General features: G+C 71.2%; 1 protein-coding gene (only partly in view). It reads left to right on the top strand.

The window, feature by feature from the left end:
• Positions 1-22056, top strand: the 3' portion of a protein-coding gene (locus GTZ93_RS23750) for an Ig-like domain-containing protein (protein ID WP_161663009.1). 11310 nt of this gene lie to the left of the window's left edge; 22056 of the gene's 33366 nt are visible here — the last part of the coding sequence; its start codon lies off the left edge, out of view; the stop codon is at positions 22054-22056.
• Positions 22057-22128: the final 72 nt, after the last annotated feature.

Genomic DNA, 22128 nt, shown 5'->3' with positions numbered 1-22128 from the left:
GACCTGTCCACGCCCCGCACCATCGACGCCATCGACCTGTACCCGGCGACCCAGTTGTCCGACGTGGACATCGAAGGGGACGTCGCGGTGGTGGGCATCTCCGCGACGGAGAGGGGCAAGGCCCTGGACGGCCTGGCCGTGGTGCGCCTGCCGTTCCCCATGGTCGTGGCCTCCGTGCCTTCCGCTGGAGAAGTGGCGGCGCGGCCTTCCAGCGCGCTGCGCCTGACGTTCAACATGCCCGTGGAGCAGGGCCCCTCCGCCGAGGTCCGGCTGGTCCTGCTGGATGGTTCCGCGAACGGCGCCAACGTCACCGTCAGCGTCGGGGGGATGGGCACGGACGAGCTGACGATTTCGCCTTCCGGAGGGACCCTGGCGACGTCGCAGCGCTACCGGCTCACCGTGTCGGGCCTGCGCTCCAAGGACACCCAGGCGGCGATGCCCGGCGTCTACACGCTGGAGTTCGGCACGGCGAAGGTGGCCAATCCCTCGCCCATCAGCGTGACGTCGTTGACGCCGCGTCAGGGGCCCGTGGGCGGCGGCACCGAGGTCACCGTCGAGGGCACGGGCTTCGAGGCGGGCCTGGCGGTCCTGGTCAACGGCCAGGAGCTGCTCCCCGCGAAGGTGACGCTCGCTGGTTCCACGCTGAAGTTGATCACGCCCCCGGGAGCGGAAGGGGCCGCGACGCTGGAGATCCGCAACCCGTCTGGAACTCGCTTCGTGCTTCCCGGCGCGTTCGTCTACACGGCGGACCTGTCGCTGGTTTCCATCGCGCCCGCGCGCGGCCCCACCGCGGGTGGGACGCGCGTGGTGCTGACGGGCCATGGGTTCTCACCCACGGGCACCGTGAAGGTCTGCTTCAAGACGCTGACGGACTGCGTGAACGCCAGGGTGCTGGGGCTCAACACGCTGGAGGCCACCACGCCCAATGGGGCGCGCGGCACGGTGGACGTCTCCGTGGTGAACCCGGATGGCGCCCACGCCACCCTCCCCAATGCCTTCACCTTCGACCAGCCCACGGGCGCGTCGGTGGCCCTGGGAGGCACGCTGCGTGATGCGGTGGTGATTGGTTCCTATGCCTACGTGGTGGGCAGCACGGGCCTCACCGTGGTGGACATGTCCGGCCTCTACACCAAGGGCCCCAAGGCGGACGCGGGCATCGCCATCCCGCCGCAGCAGCAGGCGGAGCTGGTGGACGAGGACAAGCTGGGGGGCGATGACCGCATCGTCGGCTTCGAGGCGGCGGGGGACCTGTGGTCCGTGTCCTATCCGTCCACCGGGGGCACCCGCATCTTCGCGAGCGGCGTCCTGTCGCGCGACGAGGACGGAAACCCGAGGACGGGCGCGGTCTACGAGTTCGACGTCTCCAACCCCTTCCAGCCGAGGCGCGTGTCCACGCGCGCCATCCCGGGGGACGGCGTCTATGGCGTGGATGCGCGAGGCGACCGGCTGCTGGCCGCCGCGGGGACCCAGGGCTTCCACACCTTCGACATCTCGTACGCGCCCTTCCCGATCCGGAGCGACGCCTCGACGCCGGGCGCCCAGGCGCTGTCCGTCGAAGGCGGGCAGGCCGCGGCGGGCGTGGGCACGCGCACGCGCGCGGGCACCGTCCAGAACGGACGGCTGCGGATGCTGTCCGTGGAAGGCCCCGTCACCCAACGGGGTGAGCTGGCGCTGAACGTGCAGCGCGTGCGCCTGCGCGGAACCCTGGCGGCGGTGGCCGCGGGGGCCGAGGGGCTCGTGCTCGTCGACGTGAGCGACCCGGCGCACCCCGTGCGCATGGGCGACATCGACGTGAAGGGCTTCGCGACGGACGTGCGGCTCGCGGGCGACCTCGCGTACGTGGCCGCCGGCGCGGCGGGCGTCGCGGTGGTGGACATCAGCGACCCGGCGTCGCCGCAGCTGCGCTACCACGTGACGGGCGCGCAGGCGGGCAGCACGTACGCCGCGGTGCTGACGCCGGGCGGCCGCGTGGTGAGCCTGCGCCAGCGCAACGGTTCGGGGGCGTGGTCGGTGGACTTCGGTCCCGGCACGGACCTGTCCGTGGTCAGCGCGAGCGTGGCGACGGGCGACGTCGTTCCGCTCGGCCTGCAGTCCGTCACGGTGGTGCTGTCCTCCACGGTGGATCCGACGTCCGCGCAGACCGCCTTCCAGCTCACGGCGGACGGCGTGCCGGTCCCTGGAACCCTGGCTGCCGGTGATGCGCAGCAGGCGCTGAGCACGATGGTGTTCACGCTGGCGGCGCCGCTGCCTCCCGACGCGCAGATGCGGCTCACGGTCGCGGACACGCTGCACAGCCGCGACGGGCGGCCGCTCGCCGCGCCGCTGCAGGTGGACTTCCGCACCGCGTTCGCGGAAGGGCCGGCGCCGGTGATTTCGCAACTCGTGCCCCGCGTGGGCCCGGTGGCCGGCGGGGGCGTGCACCAGTTGCTGGGCGCGAACTTCGACGCCTCGTGTGAGGTGTTCATTGGCGGCGCTCCGGCGACGGTCGGCTCGCGCTCGTCCACGCGGATGGACGTGGTGGCCCCCTCGGGCGCACCGGGCCTCGCGGACGTGGTGGTGCGCAGCACGGCCACCGGCCTGAGCGCGCGTCGGTCGGGCGGCTACTTCTACACGCTGCCCCTTCAGGCGATGGCCGCGACGCCGCGCTTCCTGAATCCGCGCGGCGGCAGCACGGTGGAGGTGGAGGGCCAGGGCTTCCTTCCGCCCTGGGCGGATCCGCTCGGCCTGTCCACGCAGGTCCGGGTGCGCGGCATTCCCGCCACGCAGGTGGAGGTGCTGTCGCTCACGCAGCTGAAGGCCGTCGCGCCGCCGGGCTCGTTCGGTGATGCGCCGGTGATGGTGCTGTCCTCCGACGGCGTGGAGCGCAGCGTGGCGACCACCACGCGCACCGGCTACGGCCTGCCGTACCTGGGCGAGGAGCCGGCGCTGGCGGTGCGGCCGCAGGCCCTGTCGCGCAGCCCGCTGTCGCCCTTCTACGTGTACTCGGCCGCGGGAGCGGCGGGGGCTGGCAACCGGTTCCCGCAGCCGTACATCGGGGCGCTGACGGGGCAGGGGACGGTGCCGCAGTCCTACCGCGCCGTGGCCTACGACGTGCAGCTTGCCGGTCGTCCGCGCGCCGCGGGCAATCAGATCGTCAAGGCGCCGGACGCCAGCGTCGACCTGGTAATGGCCATCCTCAACCACTTCGTGCCGGCCAGCACGCCGATGCCGGACATCGAGCTGATGCCTGACTCGCTGGACATCGCGCTGTCGGGACAGCAGCTGTACGTGGCCAGTGGCCTGAGCGGACTCGCGGTGCTGAACGGGACCGGCACGCTCCAGGTGAACGCCAACGGTGAGCTGGAGACGCTGGGCCTGCTGGGCCGGGCGAAGCTTTCGGGCAGCGGAGAGTTGCTCTCCACGCGCGTCATCCCCACGCCGGTGGGCGCCTGGGTGCTGACCAACGGGTTGATGGATCCTCCGGACAGCCAGCCGCCTCCGACGTGCCAGCCCCAGCGGGATCAGGTGGGCGCGGACGGCAGGCTCTACCTGGTGGACACGCGGACGCCGACCGACCCGCTGCTCGTGACGCAGTCGGGAGGCGAGGGCTTCGAGCCGTACGGCGCGACGGTGGCGGACGGCCGTCTCTACGTGGTGACGGGCCAGCACCAGGGCGTGCGCTACACCCGGTGCGAGCCGAATCAGCCGCTGCCGCCCCTGCCGGAGGTGTCTCTCAAGGGCGGTGCTCGCGGCGGTCAGCGCACCATCTACAAGAGCAACGTCATCCCCAAGGGCTCGCTGCTCATCTACTCCTCGGCGGGCGCGGACGCGGCCGTGGTGGGGACGCTGCATGAGAACGGCAACCTCACGGACGTGGTGGTCCGCGACGGCGTGGCCATCCTCGCCTCGGCCGAGTTCGGCCTGACGTTCGTGGACGTGTCGAACCCGCAGTCCCCTTCGGTCATCACCCGCATTCCCTTCGACGAGGACCTGTCCAACACGCCCGGCGAGCCGCAGCGGCTTCGCCTGGTGGGCGACGTGCTGTTCGTGGCGGCGAACGCGGGCGGCGTCGTGATGGTGGACGTCTCCGACCTCCACCATCCGGAGCTGCTGAGCGGCGGCAACGTAGAGCCCGCCATGGACGTGCTGCCGGTGAGCGACCGGCTGATGCTGGCCGGAAGCTCGCGCCTTTACGAGCTGGAGACGCCGTTCATGCTCGTGACGGGGACGCAGCCCGCGCGGGGTGAGCTGGTGCCGCCGTCACTGCAGGAGCTGGTGGTCCGGATGAACCGCCCCGTGTCGCCTGGGAGCGTCACCGCGGACTCCGTGCGGCTGAAGGGGCCGCAGGGGACGAACGTGCCGCTGACGCTCTCCGTGCGCGACATCCCGGGGCAGATCGACTTCGCCATCGTCGCGGTGCCTCAGCAGCCGTTGCAGGCGGAAGCGCTGTACACGTTGGAGGTCGACACCTCCGTCACGGATCAGCGGGGCGGCGCGCTGCTCCTGCCGCTGCGCACGAAGTTCCAGACGGCGAAGGCCGGGGCGCGCGCGCCGGTCATCGCGTCGTTCTCCCCGTCCACGGTCTCCACGGCCGGTGGCGGAACGGTGACGGTGCACGGCCATGGGCTCGCGGGCGTGAACCGCGTGTTCCTGGGCTCGGGCGCGGAAGGCATCGTCGGCGACAAGACGGACACGACGCTGAAGGTGACGCTGCCGGTGCTGTCCGCGGGGCCGGTGGACGTGAGGCTCGTGGACGCAGGGGGCCCGGAGACCTTCTTCCCCGCGGGCCTGCTCGCCCTGGAGCCGCTGGCCAACAAGGCCGTCACCCTGAGCCCGAACCACGGTCCGGTGAGCGGTGGAACGCGCGTGCGGGTGAGCGTGGCCGGCAAGGCCATGGCGCCCGGAACGACGGTCAAGGTGGGCGCGGTTGCTGGCGTGGACGTGGACATCCTCGACCTGTCCTCGCTGGAGTTCACCACGCCCATCAGCGATGCCGCGGGCCTGGCGCTCGTGACGCTGACGCGGCCGGAGGACAAGGATCCGCTGACGGGGGAGTCCGTGCCCGTCACCGTGGGGACCTTCTCCTATGACCTGCCCATTGGCACGACGCTGAGCCTGCCCGGGTTCCCCCCGCGCGAGGCGTCCGACATCAAGCTGGTGGGAGACAAGCTCTACGTCGGTGTCTCCACGCCGCCCCTGGCGGGCCTGGAGATCTTCGATGTCCGCCTGGAAGAGCGCCCCCTGCGGCTGGGGGGCTTGAGCACGACTTCGCCGGTGCGGGGCCTGGATGTGGCGGGCGCGCTGGCGCTCCTGGCCAATGACGTGGCGGGGCTCGCGGCGGTGGACGTGTCGCGTCCGGAGACGCCCTTCCTGGTGCGGCGGGTGGCCACGGATGGCATCGCTACGTCCGTGAGGCTGGAGGGCTCGCGGGCCTTCGTCACCACCGTGAACCCCACGGTGGCGGGCGGCAAGGTGCAGGTGTTCGACGCGGCGTCGCCCGGCCTGGAGCTCCTGGAGACGGTGCCGTTGGCGACGGGGCCGCTGGGGTCTGACGCGCTGGCCCTGGACCTGGGGCCGGAGCGTTTCTACGTCCTGACGTCCGACGTGGTGGGCACGCAGGGCAACGGGCTCGTGCTGTCCATCCGCGACCGCGCGGGGACCCTGTTGGGGCACATCAGCGTGGACACCGCGCTGACGCAGTTCGAGGATCTGGTGCGCAGCCGCGTGGTGGTGCGCTCGCAGCGCGCCTACGTGACCGCGGGCAAGCGGCTGCACGTGTTCGACCTCACGAACGAGGCCTCGCCGCAGCGGGTGCAGTCCACCGACCTGGGCGTGGACCTGGCGGGTCTGGGCTGGGTGGGCGGGACGCTGTTCGTGTCCACCGACGGCGCGACCACCGTGCAGACGGTGCCGCCCGTGGAGCTGTTGCCCGTGGGCATGGTGCCCGCGTCCGGGGCGCTCGCGGAAGCGACGGCCTCCGTGCAGGTGGACTTCACCCTGCCGGTGAAGGAGGAGTCCCTCACCGCGGCGTCGTTCGAGGTGAAGGCGCTGCGCGCGGGGACGACCCTCGGGGTGCCGGGGACGCGGAAGGTGGAGTATGCCGTGCGCGGCTCCTCCGTCGTTTTCACGCCCGACGCTCCGTTCCAGGATGGGGACGTGGTCTCTGTGGACGTGAGTGGGCTCGTGTCGATGAGCCTCAAGCCCCAGGCCGTGCCCTTCCATGGGACTTTCACGGTGGTGGGCGCGCAGGCTCTCCAGCCGCGCATCGACTCGCTGAAGCCGGCGTCGGGCCGGGCGGACCGCACGACGGTGGTGGAACTCAAGGGCGCGGGCTTCCGCGCGGGCGACGTCGTCCGCGTGGGCGGCCGTCCCGTCACGGTGACGGTGGTGGATGAGAACACGCTCTCGCTCACCATTCCCCCGACGCCGTTGGACAGCTCCGGCCTGCCGGTGGCGGGCGCGGCGGCGGTGGAGGTGGTGGACCTGAGCGGCCTGTCCGCCCTGAAGCTGGGCGGCTTCGTGTTCCGCGACGCGCTGAAGCTGCTCGCGCTGTCGCCGGACCGCGCGCCGCAGCAGGGTGGGGTGAAGGTGCAGTTGACCGGCCGCGGCTTCGCGCCGGGCATGAAGGTGTCCTTCGGGGGCACGAACTCCTTCGACGTGCGGGTGCTCGGCACGCAGGCCGTGGAGGCCGTCGCGCCGACCCATGTCGCGGGCGTGGTCGATGTGGCGGTGACGCTGGAGGGCGACACGTCGCTGCTGCCGGCCTCGTTCCTGTATGGCTCGGGCGCGGTGTCCCGGCTGTCGACCCCGCCGGTGCGCGACGTGCTGGTGGACAACGGCGTGGCCTATGCCGCGCTCGGCGCCACCGTCGACGTGTACGGCGCGAATGGCACCCTGTTGTCAGCCAACCGGAAGACGCCGAACGGCGGACTGCTGCTGGCAAGCCTCAGCGAGCCCACGCACGTCACCTCCATCGCGCAGCTCACCTTCTCCGGGGAGGGGGGCAGCCGCCGCGTGCTCAAGCGGGGCAACACCGTCTACGTCGCCGCGGGTTCGAGCGGCGTGCAGCGCGTGAACGTGGCCACTCCAGGTCAGCCCGCGCTGTACTCGGCCCTCACGGTCCCTGGCGGCGCGGCGGACATCGCGCTGGGCGGGTCGCTGTTGTTCGTCGGTGACTCCGAAGGCGTCAAGGTGTTCGACGTCTCCAACGCCAATGCCGCCGCGCAGCCCCTGCGCGTCGGCGCGCGCGCCATCCCGGGTGGGGTGGGCGCCCTGGCTTTGCACGGGAGCCGTCTGCTGGTCTCCAGCGCGGCGAAGGTCGCGCCGAAGTTCCATGTGCTGGACGCGCGGACCGGCGACCTGGTGGAGCAGGGCGTGGCGGAGCTCGTGGCCCCGGCGGCGCACATCACCGCCGAGGGGACGCGGGCCTTCCTGTCACTCGGAGCGGCGAAGCAGGTAGCCCTCTACGAGCTGTCGGGCTCCCAGCCCACGCCCGCGGGGACCCTAGTGGTGGAGGATCCGCTGGGCGGCACCTGGGTGTCCGCCGAGCAGACGCGCGTCGCGGCGGGCGTGGCGTACGTGGCCGCGGGTGGCGGCAAGGTGCAGCGCTTCTCCGTGCGCGAGGGCATGGCGCCGGTCCGGTTGGGCCAGGCGGCGGTGGTGGGCGACGCGCGCACGCTGGCGTTCATGGGGCGCTACCTCCTGGTGGGCACGCTGGTGCTGGACGACGCGGGCACGGCGGTGGAGCTGCCGCTGACGGACCCGACCCAGGCGGGGCTGCCGCTCGCGGGCGCGCTGGCCTCCGTGGAGCTGGACACGCTGGAGATCCGCGGCACGGAGCCGGCGGAAGGGGACATCGTCGCGCCGGGCGCGGAGGTCCGCGTCCTGTTGACCTCCCTGCCGGACGTGGCGAGCGCCGGACAGGTGACGCTGGTGCGCGCGGATGACGGCGAGCTGGTGTCGGTGTCGCGCTCGGTGGTGACCGACACGCAGGGCGGCCAGGTGGTGCTGACGCCGTCCGCGCCGCTCGCGCTGGACACGCGGTACGAGCTCCGCGTGGGCGCGGGGCTGAAGGACCTCCGGGGCGCCACGCTGGGCACCGAGGCCCGCGTCCGCTTCCGCACGAGCCTCAACGCGTCGCAGGAGCGGCCGGAGGTGGCCTCCGTGTCACCGGCCTACGGGCTGGAGGCGGGCGGCAACGCAGTGGACGTGCTGGGCACGGGCTTCCTGCAGGACTGCACCGTGAAGGTGGGCGGCGCGGTGGCTGCTGTCGCGGAGCTTTCGCAGGACGGCAAGCGCATTCGTGTGACGGTGCCGCCGGGCAAGGCGGGCGCCGCCGCGGTGGAGGTCATCAACCCGGGTGGCCTGTCGCACGTGCGGCTGGGCGCCTACCGGTATCTGTCGCTTCCGTCGCTGGCGGCGGTCCAGCCGGCGCGCGCGCCGTACAGCAGCCGGCAGGTGGTGACGCTCACGGGCCAGGGACTCTTCCCGGGCTCGCAGGTGTCGTTCGGTTCGGTGCCCGCGCGGTCGGTGACGTTCTCCGATTCCGGGGCGCTGCTCGTGGAGGTCCCGGATGACGTGACGGGGCGCGTGGACCTCACGGTCCTCACGCCGGGCACGCCGCCCCAGCAGGCCACGCTCGCGGGAGGCTTCACCTTCACGCTGGCGAAGCGCGCCCAGCTGGACGGCGTGGGCCAGGTGGTGGCGCGCAAGGACCACCGGCTGTTCGTGGCCCGGGAGGGGTTCCTGACGGCCCTGGACTTCTCCGTTCCGGGGAGCCCCACGGAGGTGGGGACGGTGACGGGCGTGACGCAGCCCGTGGACCTCGCGCTCCACGGTGACTCGCTGTTCCTCGCGGGCAAGGGCGAGGTCGTCCGCTACGACGTGTCGTCTGGTGCGTGCGCGCCCCAGCCGCTGGCGACGTGTGGTCCGCTGGAGAAGGACCGCGTGCAGCTCGCGCCGACGTCGGGTGTCACGCTCCGCGCGGTCGCGGCGGGCAACGCCGGGGCGTACGTGGCGGTTGCAGGTGGCAACGAGCTGGCGCTGCTGGCTCCCGTGAACGGCGTGTACGCGGTGGTCGCGCGGACGTTGCTCGACTCGGGCACGGTGCTGGACCTGGACCTGGTGCGGGGCGCGCTGGTGGTGCTGGTGCGGGATGGCGCGGCCGGTGCCCGTCTGGAGGTGCGCAGCACGGAGAGCGCCAGCCTCACGCGTCTGCGCGAGGTGTCCCTGCCGGGCACGACGTCCGGCGGTGACGGCGCCCTGACGCACGAGGGGGCGCGCCTGGCGGCCTCCGTCGGTGGGCAGCTGTACCTCTTCGACCTGACGGAGGTGGAGGCGCCGGGCTTCGTGGCGTCCGCGCTGGACCCCAGCGGTAGCACCTCCAGCACCCTGTCGCTGTCGGGCCCGTGGCTCATGGCCGCGCAGGGCGGCCGCGTGTCGTGGCTGGACACCACGCAGGGGCTGCGGGAGCGCACGTTCGCGGACGGCCTGGGCCTCGTGTCGGACGTGGCGGTGATCAACGGCGTGGCCGTGGCCGCCAGCTCCAACAACAGCCTGCACGTGTTCCGGGTGCCGTACCCGGCGGTGGACGGCATGTCGCCGCTGCCTGGTGAGAGGGTGGCGCAGGGGGCGGCTGTCTCCGTGGCCCTGGCCTCGGAGGTTCCCAGCACGGTGACCCAAGCGTCCTCGCTGGCGCTGTGGGACGGCGCGCTCGAGGTGGAGGGTTCGTTGCTGGCCTCGGGCCACTCGCTCGTCTTCACGCCCGTGGCGGCGCTCGACCCGGCGCGCTCCTACGTGGCGCGGCTGGGACTGGGCGCGCTGCCGGATGTCGTCGGTGGCACGGTGCTGGGCCCGTGGGACTACCCGCTGCGCGCGGGCGGCCCGGCGGTGTCGTTGATCATCTCCTCCGTGACGCCGGACACGGGCCCGACGGCGGGCGGCGTGACGGTGAGCGTGCTGGGCGCGGGCTTCGATGCGAGCACGCAGGTGTTCATCGGTGGCATCGCCGCGCCGCTTGTCGCTCCGTTCGAGGCGGGCCGGCTGCAGGTGAGCCTGCCGCAGGCCATTGTCGCGGGCCCCGCGGACGTGCGCGTGCGGCGCGCCTTGGATGGCGTGGAGGCCGTGGCGGCTTCGCGCTTCCTGTACGTGGCGCCGCTGTCGTTCGCGAGCGTGACGCCCCGCGCGGTGGACCTGGCGGGAGGCACGGTGAGCATCACGGGCGCGGGCTTCCACCGCGGCCTGGAGGTTCACTTCGACGGCGTGAAGGCGTTCACCCAGAACCTGACGGCCAGCCGCGTGGACGCGCTGGTTCCGGCGGGTGATGAGCGGCACCTGACGCTGACGCTCAGCCAGCCCGGCGCGACGCCGATGGTGGTGGCGCAGGCGGTCTACCGCGGTGACGTACGTGCTCCCGTCGTGGAGCGCGTGGAGCCGATGGCCACCGTGGGCAACCAGAATGTCCCGCTGGCCGCCGTCTTCGACGTCCGCTTCGACGAGACGCTGGCGAGCGCCAGCACGCAGGGCCTGAAGCTGCTGCGCCATCCCTCTGGCGTGGCCGTGCCTGGCTCCGCGAGCCTGCTGGGCGACGGGCGCACCCTGCGCTTCACGCCGGGCGCCGCGCTGACGTCCACCACGTCGTATGCGCTGAGCGTCACCGGCGTGACGGACGTGGCGGGCAACATCGCGTCCGCCTTCACGCACGTGTTCCGCACGGTGGACACGGTGAAGCCCACCCTGCAGCTGCGCCGTGCCGGTGGGGCCGTGGTGGTGGATCAAGCGCGCTTCGCGGCGGAGGTCGCCTGGACGTTCCAGGTGGTGGCCACCGATGACAGTGGCGGCACCACGACGACCACCCTCAAGGTGGACGGCCAGCCGGTGACGGCGACGAACGGCATCTACCGCTACACGTGGCCGTCGTCCGCGATGGGCCCCTCCGTGCTGACGGCGACCGCGACGGACGCGAGCGGCAACGTCAGCGACCCGGTGACGGTGACGGTGACGGTGGTGGAGGACTCGCCTCCGGACGTCTCCTTCCAGCAGCCGGTGGCGGACGGGACGCGCACCGAGGGCGAAACGCAGGACATCGTCGTGGCGGCGTCCGACAACCACGGGCTCGTGTCCGTGGAGCTGCACCTGGATGGCGTGCCCTTCGCGCGGCTGGACGGGTTGAGCGGCACGAGCGCGACGCTGACTCGCACGCTGAGGCTGGACCCGGTGCCGGGGACGGACCTCCAGGTGCAGCGCGTGCTGACCGCCTATGCCACGGACTCCGAGGGCCAGGTGTCGGCCGCGGAGCAGCGCGTCGTCACGGTGACGCGCGATGCGCAGGCGCCCACGGTGGCGCTGCGCTCGCCGGTCGAGGGTGGCCGGGTGGTGGGCGGTTCGGAGCTGACGCTGGAGGCGCTCGCGTCCGACGCGAACGGTGTGGCGTCGGTGGCGTTCTTCGTGGATGGCACTCCGGTGGGCGAGGCCCAGAAGGCCCCGTGGACGGTGGCCTGGAAGGCGCCGACCGTGACGTCCAATGCGTCGCGTACGGTGAAGGCGGTGGCGAAGGACGCGCGCGGCAACGCGGCGGAGGCCTCGGCCCTCATCACGGTGGAGCCGTCGTCCGCCCGGCCGTACGTGGCGTGGTCCTCGCCCGCGGCAGGGGCGTCGTTGCAGGAAGGGCGGCCCTTCGAGGTCTCGGTGGATGCCTCGGCCTCGGCGGGAGTCGCGTCGGTGCGGGTGCGGGCCGGCACGGAGGAGCGGATCCTCACGCAGGCGCCGTGGCGCACGACGTTCGTCGCGCCCGTCCTGGAAGCGGGCTCCGCGCCTCTGGCGCTGGAAGCCCAGGTTACGGACAACGCGGGTGGCACGAGCACCGTCATCCGTCGGCAGGTCACGGTGGTGGATGACGGCCAGACGGCGGTGGGCGTGTCGCTGGCGCAGGAGCCGGACGGGACGTTGCTGCTGGGCGGCTCGACGCTGGTGCTGACGGGCGCCACGGATGGTGGGGGCGCGCCTGTCCTGACCGCGAAGGTCGGGAGTGTGGACCTGCCGGTGCGGATGCGCGCGGGCGGGGTCCAGGGCGAGGCGCAGTTGCCAGAAGGGCCCGAGGGCGCGCAGGTGCTGGCGCAGGCCTCGGTCACGGCCGCGGGCGGTGCCTCGGCGTCGGTGGAGCACGCGGGAACGCTGGCCGTGCTGTCCAGTGGCCAGGCGGCGCGGGTGGAGGACGCAGCGGATTCCCTGACGCCGGTGGCGCTGGTGTCGCGTGGCGACCAGGTGCTGGTGGTGCGCTCGGATGACAGCGGCGCGGGTGTGGTGGAACTGCGCTCGCGGCAGACGGGCGTGAAGCTCGCGACGCGCGACGTCCTTGGCACGCCGGTGGGCGCGGCCTTCGTGGGCGACGCGGTGGTGGTGGCCTTGGGCCGGAACGGCGCGGGGTCGCTGGAGCGCTTCTCGCTGTCCACGCTGGACCCGCAGGACTCGACGCCGCTGGCCCGCGCCCCGCTGGCGATGGATGGGGCGGGGGACTGGCTTGCGCTGGGCACGGACGAGGGCGTGGAGGTGCGTCGCGCCAACGGCAGCCTGGCGGGCCGGCTGCGCCTGGGCTCGGTGAAGGGCGTGTCGGCGGAAGGCGACCGGCTCTTCGCGCTCACGGGCACGCAGCTCGTCGCGGTGGACGTCACGTGGCCGCATGCGCCGAAGGAACTGTCCCGCTCCTCGCTGGGGACCTCCGGTTTCACGGTCGTCGCCGCGCTGGCGGACGGCGGCGTGTGCTCGGCGGGCGCTGGCGTGAAGTGCTTCGGGATGAATGGCACGAACGCGCTCGTCGCGCGTGGTGAGACGACGATGGGCTCGCCCGCGGTGAGCGCCGGCGCCTTCGGAGAGCTGCTGGTGGTGGGCACCGCCTCGGGTGCCCGCGTACTGGACATTCGCGGCGCACCGGCCGTGGCCGGTGTGTATCCGGCCATGACCGGGCCGGCGCTGCTGGTGCCGGGAGCGCTCGTCGGTGGACTTCCGCGTGGGATGGCGCGGCTTCCGGTGGTTCGCGGGCCGGCCACGCCGCAGCTGACGTGGACACTGGTGGCCTCCGCGGTCCAGGGCTCTCGCCTGACGCTGGGCGCGCAGACGACGGATGACGCGCTGCCGCTCAACGGGTTCACGGCGGAGCTGTCCGTGAACGGCGTGGTGGTGGACGCGAGGGATTCGAGCTTGCCGCAGTGGGTGGACCTGCCCACCACGGGAAGCAACGCGACGGTGGATCTACTCGTGAGGGACCTGGCCGGACGACAGGCTCGCGTCACGCGCGAGGTGTCGCTGACGGAGCCCACGGGTGGACCGGTGCTCGCCTCGGCGGAAGTTCCTCCCTTCGTGGAGGAGGGGACGACCTTCTCCGTGAACGCCGTGCCGGTGAACCCGGCACAGGTGGTGAATGTGGAGGCCACGCTCGCGAGCGGAACGCCTGTGCTGCTGCCGGCTCCTGCCTTCACCGGCGGCCTGCTCGCGCCGGCCGTGACCAGCGAGACGCAGATGCAGGTGTCGTTCGTGGCCATCGACGCCCAGGGGCGCCGGGGCCCGGCCCTGGTGCTCCCGGTGTCCATCCGTGACGCCACCAGTGCTGCGCCGTCCGTGGCGCTCGTGCGCCTGGGCGCCAGCGGTGACTCCGCCATCGAGGGCCAGTTCGTGACGGTCGAAGCGACCACCACGCTAGGCTCCGAATCCACCGTCGTGAGCTTCCTGCTGGATGGGGTGGAGGTGGCGTGGGGAACGGGCCTCATCGTCAACGCGACGGTTCGGATGCCGCTGGTCGTGGGGGCCCGGCAGGTGGTGCTGAGCGCGGTGGCATGGGAGGCGGGCCGCAAGTCCGCTCCGACGACGTTGAACATCCAGGTGTTGGATGACCTGACGAAGCCGACCCTCTCCATCGAGACGGATCCGTCGGGACCGGTCGTGGCCGCGGGCACAGAGCTCAAGGCGACCGCCAAGGCCTCGGACCTGCTGGCGCTGGAGCGCGTGTCGTTGGAGCTCTGGTCTGGCGGTGTGCGTCAGGCCCGGGGTGGAACGGTGCTGAGCTTCCACGTCCCCGAGCAGACGCCGCCCGGAACGGTGTTGGAGCTGCGGGGCCGTGCCGAGGACCGGTCGGGCAACGTGGAGACGGTCACGGTGCAGCGCACCGTGGTGTCGCCGGCGCAGCCCGCCGACGCCGCCACCGTGGCGTTGAGCGGAGCCACGAGCGTGGCTCGGTTGGGCGAGCACGTGTACGCCGCCCATGCCTCGGGCTTGTGGATTGGAAAGGTGGCCGGGACGGCCGAGGCGCCGGGGCTGGAGACTCTCGGGTCGCTCGCCACGCCGGTCGCGCCCAAGGCGCTCGCGGTGTGGGGCAAGCACGTGGCGCTGGCCCTGGGCGCGTCGGGCCTGTGGCTGGTGGACGTCAGCGTGCCTGCGTCGCCGGTCGTGATGGCGCGGATGGAAGGCAACTACGCCACCGTCGCCGCCGCCGATGCCTTCTACGCGGGCCGCTTGGACTCCGGCTACCCCACGTCGGAGCGGCTGGATGTGGGCGACCCGTCCGCGCCGGTGCGCACGGCCATCCTGCAGAACTCCAACCTGTCGCTCGCCGGAGCGGGGATGGATGGACCGCTGGCGTGGTACGGCACCTCGGACCTCATCGTCTACGAGGCGGAGTCGGGAAACAGCTCGGTCTCGTTCTGGCCCGCCGTCGGCCGCGTGGCCCGGGCGGATGGGGACCGGCTGGTGGTGGGCACGGACCGCTCGCTGGTCGTGTGGACGCGCGAGACGAACAACGTGCTGACCAAGGTGGCGACCCTGGAGCTGCCGTCGGGTGTCCGCGCGATGGATGTGGTGCGAGGCGTCGCGTATGTGGCGGGCGACGACGGCTGGCTGCGCGTGGTGGACCTGCGCGAGCCGACCTCGCCGCGAATCGTGTCGCGCACGGCGCTGGACGCGAGCGGTCTGTCGATCGGCGGTGGCCTGTTGTTCGCGGCGGGCCCCGAGGGCGTGCGCGCGATGCTCCTGCCTGTGCCCACGGCGGGAGAGTCCGCGGGGGCGGTGGTCCTGGCGGACACGGCGCTGGGATTGACGCCGTTCCGTGGTGGAGCGCTGGTCGCGGCGCGGACGGCGGGGGTCCACGCGGTGTCCGTGGCGGGCGGCGTGGCTCCGACCGACCTGGGCGTGCTGCGCTCGGGCACGGACGTGCGGCAGGTGGAGCGCGCGGGCCGGGACGTGCTGGTGCTGGACGGCCAGGTCCTGAATGTCTACCCGGAAACGGCCAACGGAACGTTGGCCGGAACGTCGGCGAACGGCTGGGCCCTGACGGCGTCGCTCGGAAACGTGGACCGCTTCGCGGCGTCCGCGGGTCGCATCTGGTCCGTGTCGGCGGGGACGGTGAAGTCGGTGCGCTGGCCTTCGGCGGATGGCTTTGGCTCGCTGTTGCTGGGCAGCGCCGTGCTGGACGTGGCGGGTGACGAGCAGCGTGCGCTGGTGGCGTTGGGCGCCCAGGGCGTGGCGGTGGTGGAGGTGGCGCCGTCCGGCCAGCTGCGCCGTGTCGCGACGCTGCCGGTGAACGCCTCGACGGTGGCCCTGGCGGGGCCGCTGGCGGTCGTGGGCGGCGCGTCGTCGTTCTCCGTGTTCACGCTGGCGAATGGGGAAGCGCCCCAGCTGGTGGGCACGGTGCCGACGGTGGGCACGGTGCAGCGCGTCCGGCTGGAGGGCCGGTTGGCGCTCGTGAGCGAAGGGGCCGCGGGCGTCGAACTGTGGCACCTGCCGGAAGGCCAGCCGTTCTCGCTCATGGCGACCCTGGCGGCGGCCGGGGCGACCGACGCGGTGGTCTCCGCGGGCCGGGTGCTGGTCGCGTCCGGCGCGTCCGGAGTTCAGGCCTTCATGCCGCCCACGGGCGTGCTGCCGGCGGTGCGGGTGTCCGCGCCGACGGGAACGCAGGTCGTGGAGACGGGGGGCCAGGTGAGCCTGACCGCCGTGGCCACGGGCGTCGGCCTGGACAGCGCGGAGCTGGTGGTGGACGGCCAGCCGGTGGCTGCGCTGGATGAATCGAAACCGCTGGCGCGCTGGACGGTGCCGGGCGGTTCCGTCACGGGTCAGCGGCACGCGCTCCAGGTGCGCGTGCGCGCCGCGGGCGGGACGGAAGCCCTGTCGCCCCCGTTGATGGTCGAGGTGAAGGCACCGACGACGGGTGCGCCGGCGGTGGCGGTGACCTGGCCCTCGGCGAACACGCAGCTGCGTTCAGGGGCCGCGGTATGGGTCGAGGCGCGTCGCTCGGGTGGCGTGACGCCGGCCACGCTGGTGGCGCGCCTGGGAACGCTGTCGCTGGGCAGGCTGCTTCCCTACGCGACGGATTCGTCGCTCTACGGTGCCATGTTCCGGCTGCCGGTGGTGGAGTCGACGCTGGACACGACGCTCACGGTGTCCCTGTCGGATGGCGCGGGCCGTGGGGCGGAGAACTCCATCCTCGTGAAGGTTCTGGCGGACGTGCAGGCGCCGAGCATCCCCAGCGGGCTGCCCACGAGCCTTCGCGCCGGGCCGTACGTGAACACGTTCCAGGTGAACGCCACGGACGACGGCGTGGTCTGGCTGGAGTTGGAGAAGGACGGCGTGGTGATCGCGGCCACGTCCGAGGCCAATGTCAGTACGGGCCTCTCCTACAGCCTGATCCTCCCCGAGGATTCGGTGGGCCAGCAGGTGACGTTGAAGGCGACGGCCTATGACGTGGCGGGCCACAGCACCCCCGTGGAGAAGACCTACACGGTGGAGCCGGATGGCGTGAAACCGACGGTGTCGTTCTCCTTCAACTTGCCGCCCGCGACTGCCATCGAGGGCAGCACCATCACGGTCCAGGCCACGGCCACGGACCCGGACGGAGACCTGGAGAGCATCCAGCTGTTCGCGGATGACGAGGAGATCTCCTCGAGCACGACGTACATCGCGACGGCGGCCTACACGCTGCCGCTCCGTGCGCAGAAGCAGCAGGTCGTCTTCCGCGCGGTGGCGAAGGACCACCGCGGCCGCCCGGATGAAGCCATTCGCACGACGGTGTTGCAGGCCAATACTCCCCCGGAGCTCACGTTCACCCTCAACCCCAGCGCTCCGCGCGAGGGCGATACCGTGAACGTCTGCGTCCGGGCCGTGGACAACGGCGGCATCCAGTCCTTCACCGTCACCGTGGGTGGGGGGCAGATGGTGGCGCAGGTGTCATGTGGTCCGACCTGCGTCCGCAAGTGCATGGATTACTCGCTGGGCGCGGGGGCGGCGCCAATCCATGTGGAGGCGAGCGCCACGGACGATCTGGGCGCGGTGACCACGGACGTGCGGGACTTCCCGGTCACGGCCAACGAGCCGCCGAAGGTGACGTTGGCGACGCTCAACATCCCGAGCAAGGGTGTCGATATGGTGCTGTCCGGCACGGTCACGGACGATCGGGGCCCACTCGCCTGGGCGGAGTTCCGGGTGGGCGGCACGCGCGTGGGGAACCGCGTGGAAAACCTGCCCTCAGGTGCCGCGTTGAGCCAGACCTGGGTGCCCACGACGGTGGGGCCGGTCACCATCTCGCTCGTCGCGCGGGACCGCAGCGGCCTGGAGACCTCCGCCTCCCAGACCCTGACGGTGGTGGAGCCGCAACAGCCCACGGAACTCACGGATGTCATTGCCGCGGATGACATGCGTTTCGAGAACCAGGACATCATCATCCAGGGCAACAAGACGCTGCGCATCGATGGCGCGCACACATTCCGCAATCTGTATGTCCTTTCAAACTCGACGTTGACGCACAGCCTGCAGGGCGTGTCTGGGGCGAAGTTCCTGGACCTGACCGTGACGCAGGAGGTGCGCGTCGACAGCACCAGCAAGATCGACGTAAGCGGACGCGGGTACCTGGGTGGGCGGCAGGATGGGAATGAGCAGATTCCAGGACGGACGACAGGAAATGTGTCGTCAGGCCAGATGGGTGCGGCGGGCAGTCATGGAGGCGTCGGGTACGTAGGCTCGTACTATGGGGTGGCTCAGTACGTCCCTACGTATGGTGACCCGAAGGACCCAGCGGATTTCGGGTCGGGTGGCTCCGCCGTTTCGGATTGGCAGTCTGGAGCCAATGGAGGCGGGTTGCTGCGGTTGAAGGCGGGCAGCTTGAAGCTGGATGGCGCGCTTCTGGCCAATGGAGACGCGGCTCGCTACAGCGGCGCGGGTGGCGGCATCCGGGTGGAGGTAGGCGCTCTGACCGGGGCTGGGCGAATGGAAGCCAACGGCGGCGGCGAATCCAGCAACTTGCGGGGCGGTGGCGGGCGGGTGGCTATCTACTACGATACGGGCAGCAGCAGCTTTGACTGGAGCAAGGTTTTCGCGCGCGGAGGCCCCGATTCGGGTGCGGGAACGGTGTTCCTGAAGGGCAGCCAGCAGCCGAATGGCGAGCTGGTGGTGGACAACCTGGACAACCTTCCCAATGCCAGCACGTTGGGGCGCACCCAGGTGCCAGGTGGGTCCTATGAGCGCTTCGTGGTGCGTGGCAGGGCGCAGGTGGACGTCACGGGCCCGCTGACCACCCCCATCCTCCAGGTGAACAAGGGAGATGTCGTCTTCAGGCAAGCCCTGACGGGAAGCTTCACCTCCTTGTTGGTACAGGGGGGGGGGACGGTGGACTTGCGTCAGCCCTGGGCCTTCGCGGATGGAATGGCGGTGGAGTTGACCGAGGGTTCGACGCTGAAAGCCGCGGGAGGCATGCCGCTCCGGCTGTCGCGCCTCAAGGTTCTGGGAAGCAACTCGAGGCTGGCACTCAACGGTCGTGAGGACGGAGTTCCCTGGCCCTTGGATCTGGACGTCACTGGCGCGGTAGAGGTGGGAAGCGGGGCCTCTATCGACGTGAGCGGCCGTGGGTACCTGGGCGGGTGGCAGGGCGCGAATCCACAGCTGCCAGGGCGAACGACCGGGAATGTATCGTCGGAGTTGTTGCGTGCGGCGGGCAGCCACGGCGGCATTGGGTACGCGAGCGACTCTCAAGCCATGCCTGCCTACGGTGACCCGAGGGGCCCAGCGGATTACGGATCGGGTGGTGCCGCCAGTTCGCAAACACAGCCTGGAGGTAATGGAGGCGGGTTGCTGCGGCTGAAGGCGGGCAGCCTGAAGCTGGATGGCAAGCTCCTGGCCAACGGAGCCGATGGCTACTTCGGCGGCGCGGGCGGCGGCATCCGCGTGGACGTCGAGGCGCTGACGGGAACGGGGAGCATGGAGGCGGTGGGTGGGAGCTACTCCCCCTATTACAACGGCGCAGGAGGGGGCCGAGTCGCCGTCTATTACGACACCGCCAGCAGCAGCTTCGACTGGAGCAAGATCATCGCGCGAGGAACGCTCAACGCGGGTGCGGGGACGGTGTACCTGAAGGGCAGTCAGCAGCCGAATGGCGAACTGGTGGTGGACAACCTGGGCATCGTCCCGGATGCCACCCGCGCAGGAGTTACACCGGTGCCAGGAGGCGCCTATGATCGCTTCGTGGTGCGAGGTGCCGCGCAGGTGGGCGGGGGCCGAAGCCTAAACGGTGTTCCCCAATCCCTGGTGCTGGACGTCACAGGGGCGCTGGAAGTGGGGACCGGAGCGTCCATTGATGTCAGCGGTGCTGGGTATCTGGGCGGTTGGCAGGGCGTGAACCAACAGCGCCCCGGTAGGACACAGGGTAACGTTTCGACAGGCCAAGCCGATGCCGGCGGCAGCCACGGTGGCTCCGGAGAGGCGGGTCCCAGTTCCACTTCTGTGCCTCTCTATGGAGACATCCACGCACCGTCGGACTTCGGCGCGGGTGGTTCGGGTGGCTCCACCAACTCCTCGAAGGGGGGCAATGGTGGTGGTGCTCTCTGGGTGAAGGCCTCCAGCCTGAAGCTGGACGGTGCCCTCAAGGCCAACGGCGTCAATGGAACCACCTACGGCGGCGCGGGCGGCAGCATCCGCGTGGACGTGGGGACCATGACCGGGGCCGGTACCGTCGAGGCAGTGGGTGGCACTGCTGGCGGCGGCGGGCGGGTGGCCATCACCTACGACACGTCCAGTAGCACCTTCGATTGGAGCAAGGTCTCCGCCAAGGGAGGCGACCGAGCAGGCCCGGGTACCGTGTACCTCAAGGGCAGCCAGCAGCAGTACGGTTCGCTGTCAGTGGATCACAAGTTGAACAGCCTGGACCGGACGAAGGTGAAGGCCACGCAGGTGCCAGCGGGCCGCTATGATCGCTTCGAGGTCCGCGGCCGTGCCTGGGTCGAAGTGGTGGGGACCTTCCTGGAAGGAAGCGTGCTGGAGGTGTCGGGTTCAGACTCGGTCGTGACGCTGCAAGGCGCTGTGACGCACAGGCTTTCGTCCTTGAAGGTGACCGGGTCCAATTCCTATGTGTCTGTCCAAGGCAGGGCGGACGGCCAACCGCTGCAGCTCAAGTTGGACGTGGACTCGGTGGAGGTCGGGAGTGGCGCGTCCATCAACATGAACGCCGCGGGGTACCTGGGCGGCTGGCAAGGCGTGAACACGCAGCTGGCGGCACGGACCACGGGGAACGTATCGACGGGCCGGACGGACGCCCTCGGGGGCAGTCATGGTGGATACGGGAGTGTCGAATCCTCCACGGCGTCTGCCATCCCAATCTATGACGACATCCAGAACCCCTCCGACTTCGGTGCGGGAGGCTCGGCCAATAGCTCCACGCAGAAGGGTGGCAACGGTGGCGGCGCCCTGTGGCTAAAGGCTGACAGCCTGATGCTCAATGGCAGTCTCCTGGCCAATGGAGAACATGTCAACGCGTGGGCCAGAGGCGGCGCTGGCGGCGGCATCCGCTTGGAGGTGCGCGCGCTCACGGGCGCCGGAACGGTGGAGGCCGCGGGAGGCGCCTATGGTGGCGGTGGACGCGTGGCGGTCTACTACGACACGGCGGCGACCTCCTTCGACTTGAGCAGGGTTTCGGCGCAGGGAGGCACGTACGCAAAATCCGGCACCGTGTTCCTGAAGGGGAGTCATCAGACGAACGGTGAGCTGGTATTGGATCAGCTGAACGTCGGTGCGAACCGTGATCTCACCCGGCCCACGCCCGTCCTGGGTGGAACCTATGAGCGCGTCCTGGTGCGCAACAATGCCTTCGTGGAACTGGCCGACGCAGTGTCGACGCCCGTGCTTCAGGTGGAAGGCACTGGAACGGTGCTGGTCCTCAGTGGAACCCAACCCCGGGTGCTCTCGAGCCTGAAGCTCACCGGCCTCAACGCGGCGCTGGAGACCGGCCGGGCCTCCGACGGCAACCCGTTGACGCTGGACCTGGACGTCAGTGGAACGGTGGAGGTGGGGAGTGGCGCCTCCATCAACCTGACCGGAGCCGGCTACCTGGGCGGATGGCGAGGCGTGAATACCCAGCAGGCGGGACGGACCGTGGGCAACGTCCCGGCCACGGCGGTCAATCTGACCGGCAGTCACGCGGGTTATGGCGCTGCGGAGAACTCCGCGGTCGTGCCTACCTACGGTGACTACCTGATGCCCGCGACCGCCGGCTCAGGTGGATCCGGTAGCGGAGGTGGGGCGCCGGGAGGCAATGGTGGCGGCGTACTGCGCCTGAAGGCGGCCAGCCTGGTCCTCAATGGCAAGCTGCTGGTGAACGGCATGGACAGTGGCTCCGGCTACTATCCAGGCGCGGGCGGCAGCATCTGGCTGGATGTGCTGTCATTGACCGGGGCGGGGTTCATTGAGGCGAACGGAGCTTCCGGCGCGGGCGGCGGGCGGGTGGCCATCTACCACGAGGCCGCCAGCACCACCTTCGACTGGACCCATATCTCCGCGATGGGGGCGTCGTCCGGTGGACCCGGCACGGTGTACGTGAAGGATCATCAAGAGCCGTACGGCGACCTCATCGTCGACAATGCCAACGCCGCCTACTTCAACCCAGGTACGGCGCGTGCCACCCCGTTGCCCGCGACCCCCGCCGGACAGCAGACCTTCCGCAATCTCACCCTCACCCGGAAGGCCTCCGTGGCCACGCCGGATGCGCTGAACATCACGGGCACGCTCACCGTGGACTCCAGCTCGCGCCTGCAGTCGTCGAACCTCAACCGCCCATGACCCGTCCTGCTCGTGACCGGAGCGCTTCCGCGCTCCCTCTGTCTGCCCGAATCACATCTGTTCTCTTCCTGA

Origin of the sequence: Corallococcus exiguus (assembly GCF_009909105.1) — a bacterium.
Taxonomy (GTDB): Bacteria; Myxococcota; Myxococcia; order Myxococcales; family Myxococcaceae; genus Corallococcus; species Corallococcus exiguus.
The sequence above is the reverse complement of the archived record's forward strand: the minus strand, read 5'-3'. Positions and strand labels throughout refer to the sequence as shown.